The 15,630-nt window shown below is 67.7% G+C and carries 14 protein-coding genes; 7 read left to right on the top strand and 7 right to left on the bottom strand.

The window, feature by feature from the left end:
* Positions 1-147: 147 nt before the first annotated feature.
* From ABD231_RS13470 to ABD231_RS13460, 3 genes are all read left to right on the top strand, one after another.
* On the top strand, positions 148-1,545 hold the full coding sequence (locus tag ABD231_RS13470; RefSeq protein WP_344150081.1) for a M1 family metallopeptidase: 1,398 nt from the start codon (positions 148-150) through the stop codon (positions 1,543-1,545).
* Between the two features lie 63 nt (positions 1,546-1,608).
* The gene (locus ABD231_RS13465; RefSeq protein WP_344150079.1) at positions 1,609-2,112 is read left to right on the top strand and encodes a SigE family RNA polymerase sigma factor; all 504 of its coding nucleotides are present in this window, start codon (positions 1,609-1,611) and stop codon (positions 2,110-2,112) included.
* Between the two features lie 11 nt (positions 2,113-2,123).
* Positions 2,124-3,164, top strand: a complete 1,041-nt coding sequence (locus tag ABD231_RS13460; RefSeq protein WP_344150077.1) for a hypothetical protein — start codon at positions 2,124-2,126, stop codon at positions 3,162-3,164.
* Here the strand turns inward: ABD231_RS13460 and ABD231_RS13455 are convergent, their stop codons facing one another.
* The 5 genes from ABD231_RS13455 to ABD231_RS13435 all read right to left on the bottom strand — a co-directional run bounded on the left by ABD231_RS13455 (position 3,165) and on the right by ABD231_RS13435 (position 7,211).
* Positions 3,165-3,890, bottom strand: a complete 726-nt coding sequence (locus ABD231_RS13455; RefSeq protein WP_344150075.1) for an ABC transporter permease — start codon at positions 3,888-3,890, stop codon at positions 3,165-3,167. It lies immediately after the preceding gene.
* On the bottom strand, positions 3,887-4,594 hold the full coding sequence (locus tag ABD231_RS13450; protein ID WP_344150073.1) for an ABC transporter ATP-binding protein: 708 nt from the start codon (positions 4,592-4,594) through the stop codon (positions 3,887-3,889). The genes ABD231_RS13455 and ABD231_RS13450 overlap by 4 nt, the downstream gene beginning before the upstream one ends.
* 195 nt (positions 4,595-4,789) lie before the next feature.
* Positions 4,790-5,407, bottom strand: a complete 618-nt coding sequence (locus tag ABD231_RS13445; RefSeq protein ID WP_344150071.1) for a TetR/AcrR family transcriptional regulator — start codon at positions 5,405-5,407, stop codon at positions 4,790-4,792.
* A complete protein-coding gene (locus ABD231_RS13440; protein WP_344150069.1) occupies positions 5,404-6,273 on the bottom strand; it encodes a sugar phosphate isomerase/epimerase family protein in 870 nt (289 codons plus the stop codon). Before ABD231_RS13440 ends, ABD231_RS13445 begins: the two co-directional genes overlap by 4 nt.
* Positions 6,274-6,278: 5 nt before the next feature.
* Positions 6,279-7,211 carry a Ppx/GppA family phosphatase gene (locus ABD231_RS13435; protein ID WP_344150067.1) on the bottom strand — a complete coding sequence of 311 codons (933 nt, stop codon included), beginning with the start codon at positions 7,209-7,211 and terminating at the stop codon, positions 6,279-6,281.
* 87 nt (positions 7,212-7,298) lie between these two features.
* On the opposite strand from ABD231_RS13435, the gene ABD231_RS13430 reads away from it, so the two are divergent.
* From ABD231_RS13430 to ABD231_RS13415, 4 genes are all read left to right on the top strand, one after another.
* Complete coding sequence (locus ABD231_RS13430) at positions 7,299-8,042, top strand: DUF3109 family protein (RefSeq protein WP_344150065.1); 744 nt, start codon at positions 7,299-7,301, stop codon at positions 8,040-8,042.
* 62 nt (positions 8,043-8,104) lie between these two features.
* Complete coding sequence (locus ABD231_RS13425) at positions 8,105-8,737, top strand: VOC family protein (RefSeq protein WP_344150063.1); 633 nt, start codon at positions 8,105-8,107, stop codon at positions 8,735-8,737.
* A 53-nt stretch (positions 8,738-8,790) separates the two neighbouring features.
* Entirely contained in the window at positions 8,791-9,273 is a 483-nt protein-coding gene (locus ABD231_RS13420; RefSeq protein ID WP_344150061.1) for a peptidase inhibitor family I36 protein, read from the top strand.
* A gap of 70 nt (positions 9,274-9,343) precedes the next feature.
* The gene (locus ABD231_RS13415; protein ID WP_344150059.1) at positions 9,344-12,529 is read left to right on the top strand and encodes a BTAD domain-containing putative transcriptional regulator; all 3,186 of its coding nucleotides are present in this window, start codon (positions 9,344-9,346) and stop codon (positions 12,527-12,529) included.
* Here ABD231_RS13415 and ABD231_RS13410 read toward each other — a convergent pair.
* Positions 12,500-13,933, bottom strand: a complete 1,434-nt coding sequence (locus ABD231_RS13410) for a WS/DGAT/MGAT family O-acyltransferase (RefSeq protein WP_344150057.1) — start codon at positions 13,931-13,933, stop codon at positions 12,500-12,502. The two genes, ABD231_RS13415 and ABD231_RS13410, sit on opposite strands and share 30 nt — an antisense overlap.
* 251 nt (positions 13,934-14,184) lie before the next feature.
* Positions 14,185-15,609 (bottom strand): beta-N-acetylhexosaminidase, encoded by a 1,425-nt coding sequence (locus tag ABD231_RS13405; protein ID WP_344150055.1) that lies wholly within the window; start codon positions 15,607-15,609, stop codon positions 14,185-14,187.
* Between the last annotated feature and the right edge of the window lie 21 nt (positions 15,610-15,630).

The following is a 15,630-nucleotide window of genomic DNA, read 5'->3' as shown; positions in this document are numbered from 1 at the left end:
CTCCCCAAGTGGCACTGGGGAGCGCCGCCGGGGGTGGTTGGACGGTGGGGGCGGTGGGTGGGGTGCGGTTGTGGTGGTGTGGGGGTTCGGGGACCGTGGGTTGGCTTAGTCTGCGGAGGGCTGGTTGTACCCAATACAGGAGGACTTGTGGGGCTTCGTCGTGGGTTTGTGTCGGTCGTGTTGGCGGTGGGGTTGGTCGGGGGTTCGAATCTGACCGCGCAGGCTGCGCCGGTGTTTTCGCCGGGGGCTCCTGGGGCTGGGGACTCCTACTTCCCGGATATGGGGAACGGGGGATACGACGTCGGCCATTACGACATCAGGCTCGGGTTCGATCCGAAGAGCAAGGCGATTGATGCGACGACGACGATCGTGGCGAAGGCGACGCAGAATCTTTCGCGGTTCAACCTGGATTTCCTGGGGTCGTTGAAGATCAGCAGGTTGACGGTTAACGGGCGGGCCGCTTCGTTCACTCGGAGTGGGGCGCAGGAACTGGTGATTACTCCTCCGCGTGGGTTGTGGCGTGGGAGCAGGTTTGTGGTGTCGGTTTCGTATGCGGGGGTGCCGCAGAAGATTGATGATCCGGCGTTGGGGATCTCGGGGTGGGCGGCTACGAAAGATGGCGCGGTGGCGCTCAACCAGCCGATTGGTGCGGCGACCTATTACCCGGTGAATGACACGACGGCTGACAAGGCGACGTACAGCCAGACGATCACGGTTCCGACAGGTCTGAGTGTGCTGGCCAATGGGGAACCCGGTCCGACGACCAAGCACGGCGGTAAGACGACGTTCCGGTGGTACATGAACAAGCCGATGGCCAGTGAGCTGGGCATGATCGCGATCGGGAACTACAACGTCACCCGCACCAGGACGAGTGACGGCCTGGAGAACATCACCGCGATCGGCAAGTCAATCGACACAAAGGCTGGTCAAGGCAAGGTGTTCAACCGGACTACCGCGCAGATCGTCCAGTGGGAGTCGTCGCTGTATGGGCGGTACCCGTTCGACTCGACCGGCGGGATCATGGCCGATGTCGGCGTTCATTACGCGCTCGAGACGCAGAGCCGACCCATGTACGACCAGCGCAGCAGCAACGTCAGTGGTGGGCTGCTCGCCCATGAACTCGGTCACCAGTGGTTCGGCGACAGCCTCACTCCCGCGCGCTGGTCGGACATCTGGCTCAACGAAGGTTTCGCGACCTACTCGGAGTGGCTGTACCAGGAGAAGTTCAACGGCGTTCCGGCGCAGAAGACCTTCGACGAGGCGTACGCCGAAGATCGGGACTGGAGCGGCAAGGTCGCCGACCCGGGCCGCGACCACATCTTCGACGACCTCGTCTACACGCGCGGCGCGATGACCTTGCACGCCCTGCGGTTGAAGATCGGCGACCGCGCCTTCTTCCGGCTGCTCAAGCAGTGGCCGACCACCCACCGGCACGGCAACGTCACGACCGAGACCTTCATCCGGTTCGTCGAGCGGCAGACCCATCGCGACCTCGACGCGTTCTTCCAGGCCTGGGTCTACCAGCCGGGCAAACCAAAACTCTGACGCATGCAACCCGGGAGAACGGCCCTTCCGTCTTGAGGGGGACCTGAGAGCGGGAGGGCACGGATGAGCGAGCGGGACCAGGCGTTTGTGGAGTTCGTGGAGACGGCCAATCCGTCGCTGCGAAGAACGGCGTACCTGATCAGTGGGGATCGGGACAAGGCCGACGACATCGTGCAGGACGCGCTGTACCGGCTGTACCTGCACTGGCCGAAGATCCACCGGGTCGGCAATCCGTTCGCCTATGCGCGCCGGATGGTCGTCAACGCCGCGTACGACGGCGGCCGGCGACCGTGGCGGCGTGAGGTGACGATTGCCGACGTACCGGATCGGCCGGCGAGCGAGGACTTCACCGCGGGACATGCGAGACGCGACGAAGTCCTCGACGCGCTGCGCACCCTCGCGCCACGACAACGCGCCTGCGTGGTCCTCCGGTACTACGAGGACCTGTCGGTCGAGCAGACCGCCGAGGTACTCGGCTGCTCCGAAGGCACCGTCAAGAGCCAGGCGTCGCGCGGCCTCGACACGCTCCGCCAAGCCATGACCCGGCGACCGAGCCCGGCGCTGTGAAGGAGAACCCCATGTACAACGACCCAGAAGTCAGCGCCGAACTCCACCGCCTCGCCGACGCCGAACCGCTCGCCCCGTTCGACACCACCGCCGTACTGACTCGCGGACAGCGCGGTGTACGACGCCGTCGGTACCTGACCGTCGGCGGATCCATCGCCGGCGTGGCCGCGATCGCGCTTGCGGCGACACTCTTGCCCGGGAACAGCCAGGCCGGTGAGCCGCCGGTGGCGGGCGAGCAGAAGAAGGAAGTCTGGTTCGAGGCGGTCCCCGGCGTTCCGCGGGGCGAGGCGTCGGTGGGTCAGCGACTCACGGCGGCCGAGGCGAACCGCCGGTGCGGCGTGAAGTTCAACGATCCGAAGATCAAACTGTCGACGCCGTACGACGGGCCTTTCTCCGGGCAGGCGCTGACCCCCAAACCCGAGGTCGGTCAGCGAATGCTGACCTGTATCGTCCCCGGCGGCGACAAGCCGACCCAGGCGCTCCTCGACCAGGTCAAGAAGGACGGGGTGCCGAAGGACCCCGCCGCCCAGCTGCGCAACTGCTCGGTACAGGCCTGGGTCGACATGACGGGCTGGTCGGTGAAGGCCACCACTCGGTCGTCGCGGATCGAGAAGGGCTACGGAGAGATCGCGCAGGCGATGGTGATCGCGGTGTCGCCGAGCGGGCGGGTGGCGATCGCCTGTGAGATCGGTGATCGCTCGATCGAGGGTGGCCATATGCGGAACGGCACCACCTTGCTGGTGCTGGACAAGCTGCGCTACGACAGCAACATCCTCACCCCGGCAACCAAGACTCAGCCCGCCCAGCACTGGACCGGCAACAACATCGGCGGGAACGCCGAGGGTGGCTACGACCCGGTCGCCTGGGGCCGGCTGAACGGCGGGGTGACCAGGATCCAGTTGCGGATGGACGACAAGACCAAACTCGACATCCCAGTCACCGACGGCTGGTTCGCCTACTGCTGGGAAACCGGGCCGACCAAGGCCCCTATGAAGAGCTTCACCGTCACCGCCTACGACAAGGACGGCAAGGTCGTGAAGAAGCTCGTGTGATCAGGCGGTACGGCGTTTCAGCGTCGCGGCTCCGAGGCCTAGGGCCGCGACGATGAACGCCAGTACGACGAGGATGTCGCCGACCGGACTGTTGCCTCGGGCAACTCCGACGACCGCGTCGACGGCGTACGAGAGTGGTAGGACCGTGCTGACGGCGTGCAGTACGTCGGGCAGTTGGTCCCGCGGGAGCAGTAGTCCGCAGAGCAGGAGTTGCGGGATCATCACCGCCGGCATCATTTGGACCGCCTGGAACTCGGTGGCGGCGAAGGCGCTCGCGAACAGACCGAGCGCCGTACCGAGGACGCCGTCGAGAACCGCGACCACGCCCAACTGCCAGGCGGCACCCTGAATGTCCAGATCCAAGGCATACAAGGCGATCGAGACCACGACGAGAGCCTGTACGACGGCGATCACGGCGAACGCGAGGGCGTAGCCGAGCAGGAAGTCGAGTTTGGCCATCGGCATCGTGAACAACCGCGAGAGCGTGCCGCTCGATCGTTCGCGCAGGGTCGCGACCGAGGTCACGATGAACATGATGATCGACGGGAACACGGCCAGCAGCGGACCACCGACCCGATCGAAGGTCGTCGGTGAGTCGTGGAACATCCACCACATCAGCGTGACCAGCAACGCCGGCATCACGATCAGCATCGCGACCGTGCGGTGGTCCCGGCGCAACTGCGACAGCACTCGCGCCGCGACCGCGAACGTCACTCGCGGGCTCATCGGGCACCTGCCTTCCGGTCGATCAGGGTCAGGAATGCCTGCTCGATGTCGTCGGTTCCGACCGCGTCGAGCAGCGCTTGCGGGGTGTCGTCTGCCAGCAGTTCGCCGTCCCGCATCAGCAACAATCGATCGCAGCGCACGGCCTCGTCCATCACGTGACTGGACACGAGCAGCGTCGCGCCGTCCGCAGCCAGTCGATGGAACAGTTCCCAGAGATCCCGTCGCAGTACCGGGTCCAGCCCCACCGTCGGCTCATCCAGCACCAGCAACTCCGGCGACCCCAGCAACGCGGCCGCCAGCGACGCCCGCGACCGCTGCCCGCCCGACAACCGATCCACCCGCACGTCGGCATGCGACCGCAGGTCCACTGCGTCGATAACCCGCTGTACGTCGTCCGATCGCACCCCGAGCACCGCCGCGAAGAACCGTAGGTTCTCGGTCACCGTCAGATCGCCGTACACGCTGGGTTCCTGGGTCACGTACCCGATCCGCCCGCGCAGACCCGCGGAACCGGCCGGCGATCCGAGCACCGACACCTCGCCCGAAACCCGCGCCTGCAATCCCACGATCGCGCGGATCAGCGTCGTCTTCCCACACCCCGACGGGCCCAGCAACCCGGTCACCGACCCGGTCGGCAGCCCGAATCCCACCCCGTGCAGGACCTCCCGGTCGCCGCGGACCACCACGACGTCACGGCAACTCACCGCGTTATTCAACATGTGATGAATTAACGCACCAAAGCCTTCGGTTGGCAAGACCTGGTGTACCGACGGACTGTTAGTAGTCGATCAAGCGGGGCGATCACACGAAAGATCACGCCTGACGCGGGCGCTGAGTGCCCACTACTACCCGTTGGTCGGTACGCCAACTCCTCCTCCCAGGTCCGCGGTCGGTCGGGATCACCCGGTGAGGTGGTGCTGCAGGACGGGGGCCAGGCGGTCTATGAGGGTCTGTATGTCTGCAGAGGCTACTGGTTCCAGCTCGATCAGGTAGCGGACCATCGCCAGCCCGATCAGCTGGGTCGCGACCAGGCTGACCCGCAGTGCAGCGTCGGGGACGTCCAGCACCTTGGAGACTGGCTGCAGGATGAGCTGGGTGATGCCCTCGCGCATCACCCGCGCGACCTCGTCGCTGCCCGCGATGCTGCGGAAGATCGCCCGCATCCGCTGCTGACCGTCCGGCGACTCCCAGACCCCGAGGAACACGGTCGCGATCCGTCGGCCGATCTCGTCGCGCGGGCCGTCGATGACGGTGGCCGCGACCTGGCGCGGGTCGACCGACAGTGACATCGCCTCTATGAACAGCTCGTCCTTGCTGTCGAAATAGTGGTGCACCAGCGCCGCGTCGACCCCGGCCTCGCGGGCGACCGCGCGGATCGAGGTGGCCGTGAATCCCTTGTCCGCAAAGGACTTGCGGGCCGCGCCGATGATCTCGCCGCGGGTGTCCGGTCCGCCGGGACGCCGCCCGGGCCGGCCGGAGCGGGCCGCCGGACCCTCCGTCGTACGGCGGGCTGTCACGGAGTGAGCTCCGAGATCTCCCCCTCCGGGGTGACCGCGAAGGAGGACCGGCGGCTGCCGCGGATGCTCTGCTTGTCGGTGCTGAAGTGCTTCTTGGTGAACTCGAGCGACTCGATCAGATCGACCTCACGCTCGGACCGGCTGGTCGCCCGCCGGGTGTTGATCTCGATGATGATGTGCCCGCGGAAGTCCTGGTTCGCCAGGGTGCTGAGCAGGTCGGCGGCCCGTTGCGTCCCGCGGCCGGGCACCAGGTGCTCGTCCTTGGCCGAGCCGGTGCCGTCGGTGAGGTGGATGTGCTTGAGCGTGCGACCCATCGTCTCGGCGAGCTCGACACAGTCCTGCTCGGCCGTCGACGAGTGCGACAGGTCGAGCGTGGTGTGCGCGTAGGTCTGCTCGGTCGGGTCCCAGCTCGGCGCGTACGCCTGCAGGCCCTTGCCGGGCGCGCGCCACGGGTACATGTTCTCGACCGCGAAAATTACGCCGGTCTCGTCCTCGAGCCGCGCGATCCCGTCGACGAACCCGCGCGCATAGTCACGCTGCCAACGGAAGGGCGGGTGTACGACGACGACGTCCGCCCCGAGGTCCTTCGCGGCCTCGGCCGACCGCTCGAGCTTGCCCCACGGGTCGGTCCCCCAGACCCGCTGCGTGATCAGCAGACAGGGTGCGTGGATCGCCAGCACCGGCAGCTGGTGGTAGTCGACCAGCCGCTGGATGGCGTCGATCTGGGTGCTCAGCGGGTCGATCCCGACCATCACCTCGACCCCGTCGTACCCGAGGCGGGAGGCCAGCTCGAAGCAGCTCGCGGTCGTCTCGGGGTAGACCGAGGCGGTCGACAGGCCAATCTTGGCGGAAGCGGTGCCGGGCATCGGGCTCACCGGGGCTGCAGCTGGTCGAGCTCGGACAGAATGACGCCTTCACGCAGCGCCCAAGGGCAGACCTCAAGTGCGGACAGGTCGAACAGGTCCATCACGGCGTCCGCGACCAGCGCACCGGCGACCAGCTGCGACGCACGACCGGCGGACACTCCAGGCAGGGCGGCGCGCTCGGCCGACGACATCTTGATCAGCTTCGGTGTCCACTCGGCCAGGTCGTTGCGGTTGAGTGTGCGCGGCACGTACGGCCCGTCGTCGGACGGCGCCGCACCACAGATCCGGGCCAGCGATCGGAAGGTCTTGCTGGTCGCCACCGCACGCTGCGGCTTACCGGCCCGCAGTACGCCGCCCGCGACCGCGGCCATCTCCATCCGGATCCGTTTGCGGAGCGCGCGGACCTCGTCCTTGTCCGGCGGATCCTGATGAACGCCTTCCCGGGTCAACCGGCCGGCGCCGAGCGGCACCGACACCGCGACCGTCGGCTCCTCGTCGGACCCGGCCGCGATCTCCAGCGAGCCACCGCCGATGTCGAACACCGCGAGCCGACCCGACGACCAGCCGAACCAACGCCGTACGGCGAGGAAGGTCAGGCGGGCCTCGTCGACCCCGCTCAGCACCTGGAGGTCGACCGTGCTCTCGGCGCGCACCCGCGCCAGCACCTTCTCGCCGTTCGGCGCCTCGCGCAGCGCGGAGGTCGCGAACGCCATCACCGACTCGCAGCCCTTGTCCTCGGCCAGCTCGGCGGCCTCGGAGATGAACGCGACCAGTTCGTCGGCGCCCGCGTCCGCGATCCGGCCGTCCTTGTCGAGGTGCTCGGCCAGCCGTAACTCGGTCTTGTGCGAGTACGCCGGCAGCGGTGCGGCACCGCGGTGCGCATCCACCACGAGCAGGTGGACAGTGTTGGAACCTACGTCGAGTACGCCGAGCCGCATACCTCACAAAGTACTTCACTCAGGGTGGAGGAGTTGTTTCGGAGTTGCCGTTCGCAGTTCGCGGCAACGGGCGCGTACGCTTCACGAGTGCCCGAGGTTTCTCTTGATTTTCCGCGTGCGTGGGTGGAGTTCACCGATCCTGACGATCCGGATCAGGTGTTCCGCTGCGACCTGACCTGGCTGACGTCGAACTGGACCTGCATCTTCGGCGGTGGTTGCGCCGGTATCTACAAAGGCCGGCCGAACGACGGGTGCTGCACGCTCGGCGCGCACTTCTCCGACGACGAGGACGAGAACCGCGTCAAGGAATACGTGAAGGAGCTGACCAAGGAGGACTGGCAGTTCCGCAAGGAGGGCAAGCGGAACGGCTGGGTCGAGACCGACGACGACGGCGACCGCAAGACCCGGGTCTGGGAGGGTGCCTGCATCTTCCTGAACCGCCCCGGCTTCAACGGCGGCATGGGCGGCTGCTCGCTGCACGGCCTGGCCCTGAAGAAGGGTGTGCACTTCGTCGAGACCAAGCCCGACGTCTGCTGGCAGCTGCCGATCCGCCGGACGTTCCGCGAGGTGGAGCGCCCCGACGGGACGACGTACACGGAGGTCGGCATCGGTGAGTACGACCGCCGCGGCTGGGGCCCCGGCGGCCACGACCTGAACTGGTACTGCACCGGAAACACCGAGGCGCATATCGGGGTCGAGGCGGTCTTCGAGTCGAGCAAGGTCGAGCTGCAGACGCTGATGGGTCTCAAGGCGTACGACGTCCTTGCCGACCTCTGCCGGCAGCGTCTCGAGGCGGCCCGCCCCGTGCTGCCGCACCCCGCATCCCGCTGACCGACACGCAACCGACACTCCATTCCGCCCCAACCGGCGGAATTTGGGGCAAGAATGCTGGCATGCGTCTGGATCATCTGTCGTACGCAGCCGGCCCTGATGGGTGCCTGGCGACTGTCGAACGGCTGTCCGCGCTGCTCGGTGCGGAGTTCGTCGACGGTGGTGTCCACCCACGGTTCGGGACGATCAACTACATCCTCCCGCTGGAGAACGACCGCTACATCGAGGTCGTCGACGTCCTCGACCACCCCGCCTCCGACAAGGCGCCGTTCGGCCAGGCCGTCCGCGCCCGCAAGGAGCTCGGCGGCGGCTGGCTCGGCTGGGTGGTCGCGATCCGCGACATGGTCCGGATGGAGCGCCGGCTCGGCCGCGAGTCCGTCCCCGGCAACCGCCACCGCCCCGACGGCGTGAACCTGACCTGGCGCCAGATCGGCGTCAAAGGCCTGATCGCCGACCCGCAACTCCCCTTCTTCATCCACTGGGACGACCTCACTCAGCACCCGTCAGTCGGCGGCAAAGACCTCCGCCTGACCGCCCTCGAAATCGCCGGCGACCCAGTCCGCGTCACCGACTGGATCGGCCACCCCGCCGACCACCTCCTCGACGACCTGGACGTGCAGTGGGCCGGGCCGAACGGTCAGCCAGGCCTGATCGCCGCCCGGTTCGAGACCCCGACAGGCGTCGTACGGATCTAGTACGGGCGCGGTACGGACAGTGCCGCGGCGGTTGCGGTTCGTAGCGTCGGCGCATGAATACTTTCCGGAAATCGTTGATCGCCGTTCTGGGCGCCGTTGCGACCGTGCTGGTGCTGTCCGCACCGGCCAATGCCGCGCCCATCGAGAAGAAGCCCACCAACGCGGAGATGGTGCAGTACGCGGAGCAGACCGGACAGGTCTGGAACGAGGAGACGCAGGAGCTCGTAGCAGCGTGGGACTGCGCCAGTGGCAACATCTGTTTCTATTCCGCCCGAGGCGGACTCGGCGCCGTATGCCGTTGGTCCGGCAACGACGCCAACTGGCTGGCCGCCCCGGGGATCTGTTCCTGGGCCGACGACGTCGCGCCGAAATCGGTCCGCAACAACGGGACCAACAGCAGCTTGACCGGCGTTCGTTACTACTCGCGAGTCGGCTACGTCAACACCGCCGGCTGCACTCCGCGCGGCGGCCGCGGGGATTTCGTCACCCCGGAGCTGCTCCGGTCCCACCAGTGGGTCACCGGGGTGTGCGGCTGAGCAATGAATGACGGGCGGCCGGTCCACTGACCGGCCGTCCGGGCCTCCGGTGGTGCGTAGGATGCTCGTTGTGCCCACGCCCCGGGAGAGCGGCTTCGGTGACCTGCTGCGCAATCTCCGTCAGGACGCGGGCAAGACGCAGCGGGAGCTCGCGGACCTGGCCGGCCTCAGTACCGGGGCGATCCGTGATCTGGAACAGGGCCGGAGCCGTGGCCCGAAGCCGGACTCGATCGATGCGCTCGCCGCGGCCCTCGCGCTGAACACCGCGGACGTCGAGAAGCTTCGGGCAGCTGCCAAAGCCGGTCGAGCCGTCACCACTCCCACCACCGACGTCAGCGGGCCGCTGCGCATACGGGTGCTTGGCCCGCTCGACGTCTGGCATGGCGAGGTCGCCGTACCGATCGGTGGTCCGCAGCGCGTGTTGCTGGCCCGGCTCGCTCTCAGCGCCGGTACGACGGTCGGTCAGGCCGAGCTCATCGATCTGCTCTGGCCGCACGACGTCCCCAGTAACGCGGTGAGCCTCTTGCAGACCCGCGTCGCCCGGTTGCGGCGACTGCTCGAGACCGGCAGTCCGGCGCCCGAAGTGATCGTCGGCGGACCAGCCGGCTACCGGCTGGCAGTCGGCGCCGAAAGCCTTGATTTGCTGGCGTTCCGTGCTCTGACAGACGAGCCAGCCACCTTGGCCAAGCTTTCGCAGGCTGTCGACCTGTGGCGTGGGTACACCGATGTCGAGCTGATCGACACCAGCCCGCTCTACGTCGCGATCGCGAACGAGTACGCCGCCGCCGTCCGAACCTTCGGCAGGCTGGCGCGGGAGACCGATCAGCCGGAGCTGGCACTGCGTCCCTTGCGCGAGCTGGCCGGGCAGCAAGAACTCGATGAGCCACTCCATGTCGAGCTGATCCAGACCCTCGCGGCTGCGGATCGCCAGGCCGAGGCGCTCGCGGCATACGACCGGATCCGGTCCGCCCTCGCCGGCCAGCTCGGCATCGACCCCGGCGAAGGGCTGCGCGCGGCCCACCTCGAGGTGCTCCGGCGTGGGGCGCCGCCAGAACGAGCAGTTGTCCAGCAGACGCCGTCCGCACCTCCGGACTTCGTCGGCCGCGCGGACGAGCTCACAGCAATCTGTACGGCGCTCGCCCGGCCCGGCGCGCTGTCGTCGCGTGCGGTCCTGATCAGCGGGATCCCCGGAGTCGGCAAGACCGCCCTCGCCCTGGCCGCCGCCCATCGCCTCCGCTCGCAGTACCCGGACGGTCAGCTGTACGCCGACCTGCGCGGCGCCGACGCGGTGGCCCCGGAACCGCTGCAGATCCTCGGCCGCTTTCTCCGCGCCCTCGGCATACCGGGACGACGGATCGGAACCGATGCCGCCGAAGCAGCCGCGCTGTTGCGCAGCGAACTCGCCGACCGCCGGATGCTGGTCCTGCTCGACAACGCCCAGGACGCAGCGCAGATCCGGCCGCTGCTCCCAGGTGCCGGTGGTAGCGACGTAATCATCACCTGCCGACGGCGGCTGCCGGACCTTGCCACCACCCACGTCGTGGACCTCGAGCCGCTCCCGCACGACGACGCGGTCCTGCTGATCGCCGCTACCGCCGGCCCCCGACGGCTCGATGACGATCGGTCGGGGGTGAGTGCGCTCGCGGAGGCCTGCGCCCGGCTCCCCCTCGCACTGCGCATCGCCGGCGCAAGACTCGCCACCCGGCGGCAGTGGACGGTTGCCGATCTAGCGCACCGGTTGGAGGACGGCAACCGAAGGCTCACCGAGCTCAGCCTCGGCGAGTCGAGTGTGCTCAGCAGTTTCGACCTGAGCTACGCAGACCTGAGCGCCGACGCCCAGCGTGCGTTCCGGCTGTGCAGCCTGCACCCTGGCGACGACTTCAGTGCCGAGAGCGCCGGAGTGCTGCTCGGCATCCCGACGGCGGCGGCGGATCGGGTCCTCGAGGTGCTGCTCGAGGCCAACATGCTCCTGCAGCACACGAAGAACCGTTTCCGGTTCCACGATCTGCTCGGTCTCTACTCGCGCCGCCTGCTCGCCGACGACGCCGAGGGCACCGCCGCCCAGGCCCGGCTGTACGCCTGGTACCTCGAGGTGACGACGGCCGCGATGGATCTCGTGCACCCGGAACTCGTACGGCTCGCTGCCCATCCCGCGCCGGGCACCGTCTTCGGGTCGCGAGCCGAAGCGCTCGATTGGCTCGACGAAGAAGTCACTGCTCTGCTGGCGGTCGTGCAGAACCCGGCGCACTCCGACCACCGGTCGCTGTCCTGGCGGATCGTCGACCAACTCCGGGGATATTTCCTGCTCCGCAGGCATGTCGACGGCTGGCTCCCGGTAACCGAGACCGGACTGGCGGCTGCCGAGGCGGCCGGCGACGATGTCGCCCGGGTGGCGATGCTTATCAGCCGCAGCCAGGCCGTCGGCGCCATCGGACGGGACGACGAAGCACTGTCCGACGGTCTGTCCGGCTACGCGCTCGCGGTGGCCATCGGCTGGCCCGCAGCCACCGCCTACCTGGCCTACCTGATCGGATGGCTTCACCAGCTGCGCGGCAAACTCGCCGACGCGGACCTGTGGACCCATCGCGCGCTCGAGCTGACCGAGAACGACCAGCACGGCCACCTCCGCGCGATCGTGCTGAACAGTCTCGGGATGATCCGGTTGTATCAGGGCGAATTGCAGGAGGCAGCCGACCTGTTCGGGGCCGCCCTGCAGGTCAGCGACACCGGGCCCGACATGGCGACTCTCGCCATCCGGGGGAACCTGGCGAGCGCGGTGCGGCAGCTGGGCGAGTCCGACCACGCGGCCGCGCTGCTGAGCGACGTACTGGATGCCCACCAGCGCCGTTCGTACCCTCGCGGTGAGCTGTCGACCCTGGACGAGCTGGCCAGGTTGTACGTCCAGCGCGGCGACGGACCGGCCGCACTGCAGGCCGCTCACCGGGCCTACGAACTAGCGATCGCCATCCACGACCCGGCGGCCCAGGCCAAGACTGCCGCGACGGTCGCCCAGGTCCAGCTCGCCCTCGGCGACGCTCCCGCCGCCGTGCGGTGGATCGAGACCTGCCTCCCGCTCGCGCGCGGAACCTACCCGTACCTCGAAGCCGAGGCGCTGATCACGCTGTCCCGGGCGCGGCGCGCGATCGGCGAACAAGCGGCCGCGACCGAGGCCGCCGTACAGGCCGCAACGATCGCCGCGGACTGCGGGTTTCGGTTGCTCGGAGAGCTAGTGGATGTTCTCCAGCTCGGCCAGTGACGTCTCGAGATGTCCGAGCAGCCGTTGCAGATGGGGGACGGTACGGCGGCAGCCGACCAGGCCGAAGTGCAGTTGGTGGTCGTAGCTGGTGACGCTGATGTTCAGCGCCTGGCCGTTCATCACGATGCTCGCCGGATACATGCCGAGCAGGCGAGAGCGGTTCCAGTACAACGGACTCTCGGCCGGGCCGGGCACGTTCGAGATCACCAGGTTGTACGGCGGATTCGTGAGCCCGGCGACCCCCGGCAGCACCGCGGACGGACCCGCCGCGGCGAACCCGAGCGCCCCGACCATCAGGTTCTGCAACGGGCTGAGCTCGGACAACACCCCCTTGCTGTACGTCGTCGACACGGTGATCCGCTTGATCCGCTGCTCGGCGTCCGCCTCATCTGTCGCGAGATCCGCGATGAGTGTGGAGAGTGCATTGCCGCCACCCGGTGCATCATCCTTACCTCTGAGCGACACCGGCACCATTGCCGTCAAAGGCTTGTCAGGTAAGGCGTTCTGCTCCAGCAGATAGTTGCGCAAGGCACCGGAACACATCGCGAGCAGTACGTCGTTCAGCGTCGACCCGGTGATCGCCCGCACCTTCTCCAACCGCTCGATCGGCCACGACTGCGCCGCGAACCGCCGAGCCCCGGTAATCCCCTGGTTGAAGATCGTCCGCGGCGCCTGGAACGCCACGGACGAGTGTTCGTGCAACAAACTCTTCAGTCCAACAGGCGTCAACCCGGCGACATTCGCCAGCATCTTCCCGACATCACCCACCGAACGGGCGACACGACCCGGCGTACGGCCAATTGCAGTCAACAGTTCAGTAGCAGTCGGAACTCCACCGCCGCTTCCCGACACAGACTCCTTCGACGGCAGTGCGTAAGTAGCCGGCATCTCTGTCCGCGTCGGATCCGTCGTGAGGGTGTCCTGCATCCACTTCAGCGCGGTCACGCCGTCGATCATCGAGTGGTGGATCTTGCTGTAGACCGCGAACCGGCGACCCTCCACCCCTTCGATCAGGTGGATCTCCCAGAGCGGCCGATGCCGGTCGAGCAGGGTGCCGTGCAGCCGACTGGTGAGCTCGAACAGCTCGCGGAACCGCCCCGGCCGAGCCAGCCCGGACAGCCGGACGTGGTACTCGAGGTCGATCGCATCGTCCTGCTCCCACGACCAGTAGCCGAGATCCAGCGCCCGATTACGCACCCGCCGCGAGAACACCGGATTCACCCGAGGCGCATCGAGAATGTCGTGGTACAGCCGGGAGACGAAATCCCGCGTCCCCTCCGGGAAAACATGATCCCGCCCAGCACCTTCGGGAAGCTCGAACAACATCAGCCCGCCGACATGCATCGGCTGCTCCCGGCTCTCGCCGAGCAGGAACATAGCGTCCAGTGGTCCCACTGCGGTCATGAGCACCTCCGCTCGGCGTCTATCCCAGCTAACAGTGCTGAGGGGAATTTCGTTATCCCCTCAGCAACTGAAAGGTCAGGAAAGTTGGAGGGTGTCTGGGGACTTCACGCCGTAGCGAGCAAGTGCTCGGCGCGGTAGCTCGGCGTGCTGGGGCGAAGGCCTCGATGTTTTTCCATCGTGGTCTTTGCACCAGTGCGGCGAGGTGCCGTGCCGAGTGCTGCGCAGTAGGCGTGAAGTCCCCAGATGCCCTCCTAGTCCAACGGACGGTAGTTCACACCCAACGACTCGATGCGCGCCAGGTGGGGACGCAGCCGGCCGAGGAATTCGTCGTACGAGATCTTGGGGGAACCCCAGGCGCGTTCGGCCAGGGCGGACAGTCGCGGGAGCAGCATGTAGCCGACCTGCTCCGGGCCCTCCATGTACTCCGTCCAGACGTTGCACTGGGTGCCGATGATGAGCGCGGCCTCCGCTTCGGTCAGGCCGGCTGGGATCACGTCGAAGTCGTACACCTTCTCCAGCGGGATGAAGTTGCCGATCGCGAGCGGCTCGGTGGCCGGGTCGCCCTGGTAGTAGTCGAAGTAGACCGACTCGCACGGCGTCATCACCGTCTGATGGCCGGCCTTGACCGCAACCTCGCCGCGCTCGGCGCTGCGCCACGCCATGATGACGGCGTCCTTCGGGCAGTCGGTCTCGACCATCTCGTCCCAGCCGACGATCCGCCGGCCGGCCTCCTCCAGCACGACGGCGACCTGCTCGGTGAACCAGCCCTGCAGTTGCGCAGCGTCCTCCAGACCGAGGTCGGCCTGCCGCTTCTGCGCGTCGTCCGCCGCCCGCCACTGCACCGACGGGCACTCGTCACCGCCGAGGTGGATGTACGGGCTCGGGAAGATGTCCAGCACCTCCCGCAGCACAGTCCGGACGAACTCGACGGTCTCGTCGTTCACGTTCAGGACGTCGTCGCTGATCCCCCAGACCTGCCGGACGGTCAGCTGGTTCTCGGGGAAGTTGCCGAGCTCCGGGTACGCCGCGATCGCCGCCTGCATGTGACCCGGCAGGTCGATCTCCGGGACCACGGTGATCCCGCGCTCGGCGGCGTACGCGACGATCTCGCGCAGGTCGGCCTTGGTGTAGAAACCGCCGTGCCGGGTGCCGTCGTACTCGAAGTCGGTCTGCAGGTGCGACATCTTGCCGACCATGGTCTCGTCGCGCCACGCACCGACCTCGGTGAGCCGCGGGTAGGCCTCGATCTCGACGCGCCAGCCCTGGTCGTCGGTGAGGTGGAAGTGCAGCGTGTTCAGCCGGTGCAGGGCGAGCACGTCGATCACCTTGAGGACGAAGTCCTTCGGCATGAAGTGCCGGGCGACGTCCAGCATCACCCCACGCCAAGCGAACTGCGGCTCGTCCGCGATCCGCACCGCCGGTACGGCGACCTTCCCGTCCTCGGCCGGCTCAGCCGCGTCCAGCAACTGCCCGTACGTCGTCTCGGCGTGCCGAAGCGCATCCTCGGAGCCAGCCGTCAGCCGCGCACCCTCCGCGGTCACGTCGATCCGGTACTCGGTCTCACCAAGGTTCTCCACCACGTCGCGGATCGCCTCGGCGACCGGATCCGCGGTGATCCAGCGACCCTCGTCGACGGTGAGTTCGCGCGGCGCAGGGACGATCGCGATGTCGGGCATCCGTGGCTCCAAACCAGGCAG

The organism is Kribbella yunnanensis, assembly GCF_039529655.1.
Classification (GTDB): Bacteria; Actinomycetota; Actinomycetes; order Propionibacteriales; family Kribbellaceae; genus Kribbella; species Kribbella yunnanensis.
This window is presented reverse-complemented; position numbering and strand designations above follow the sequence as displayed.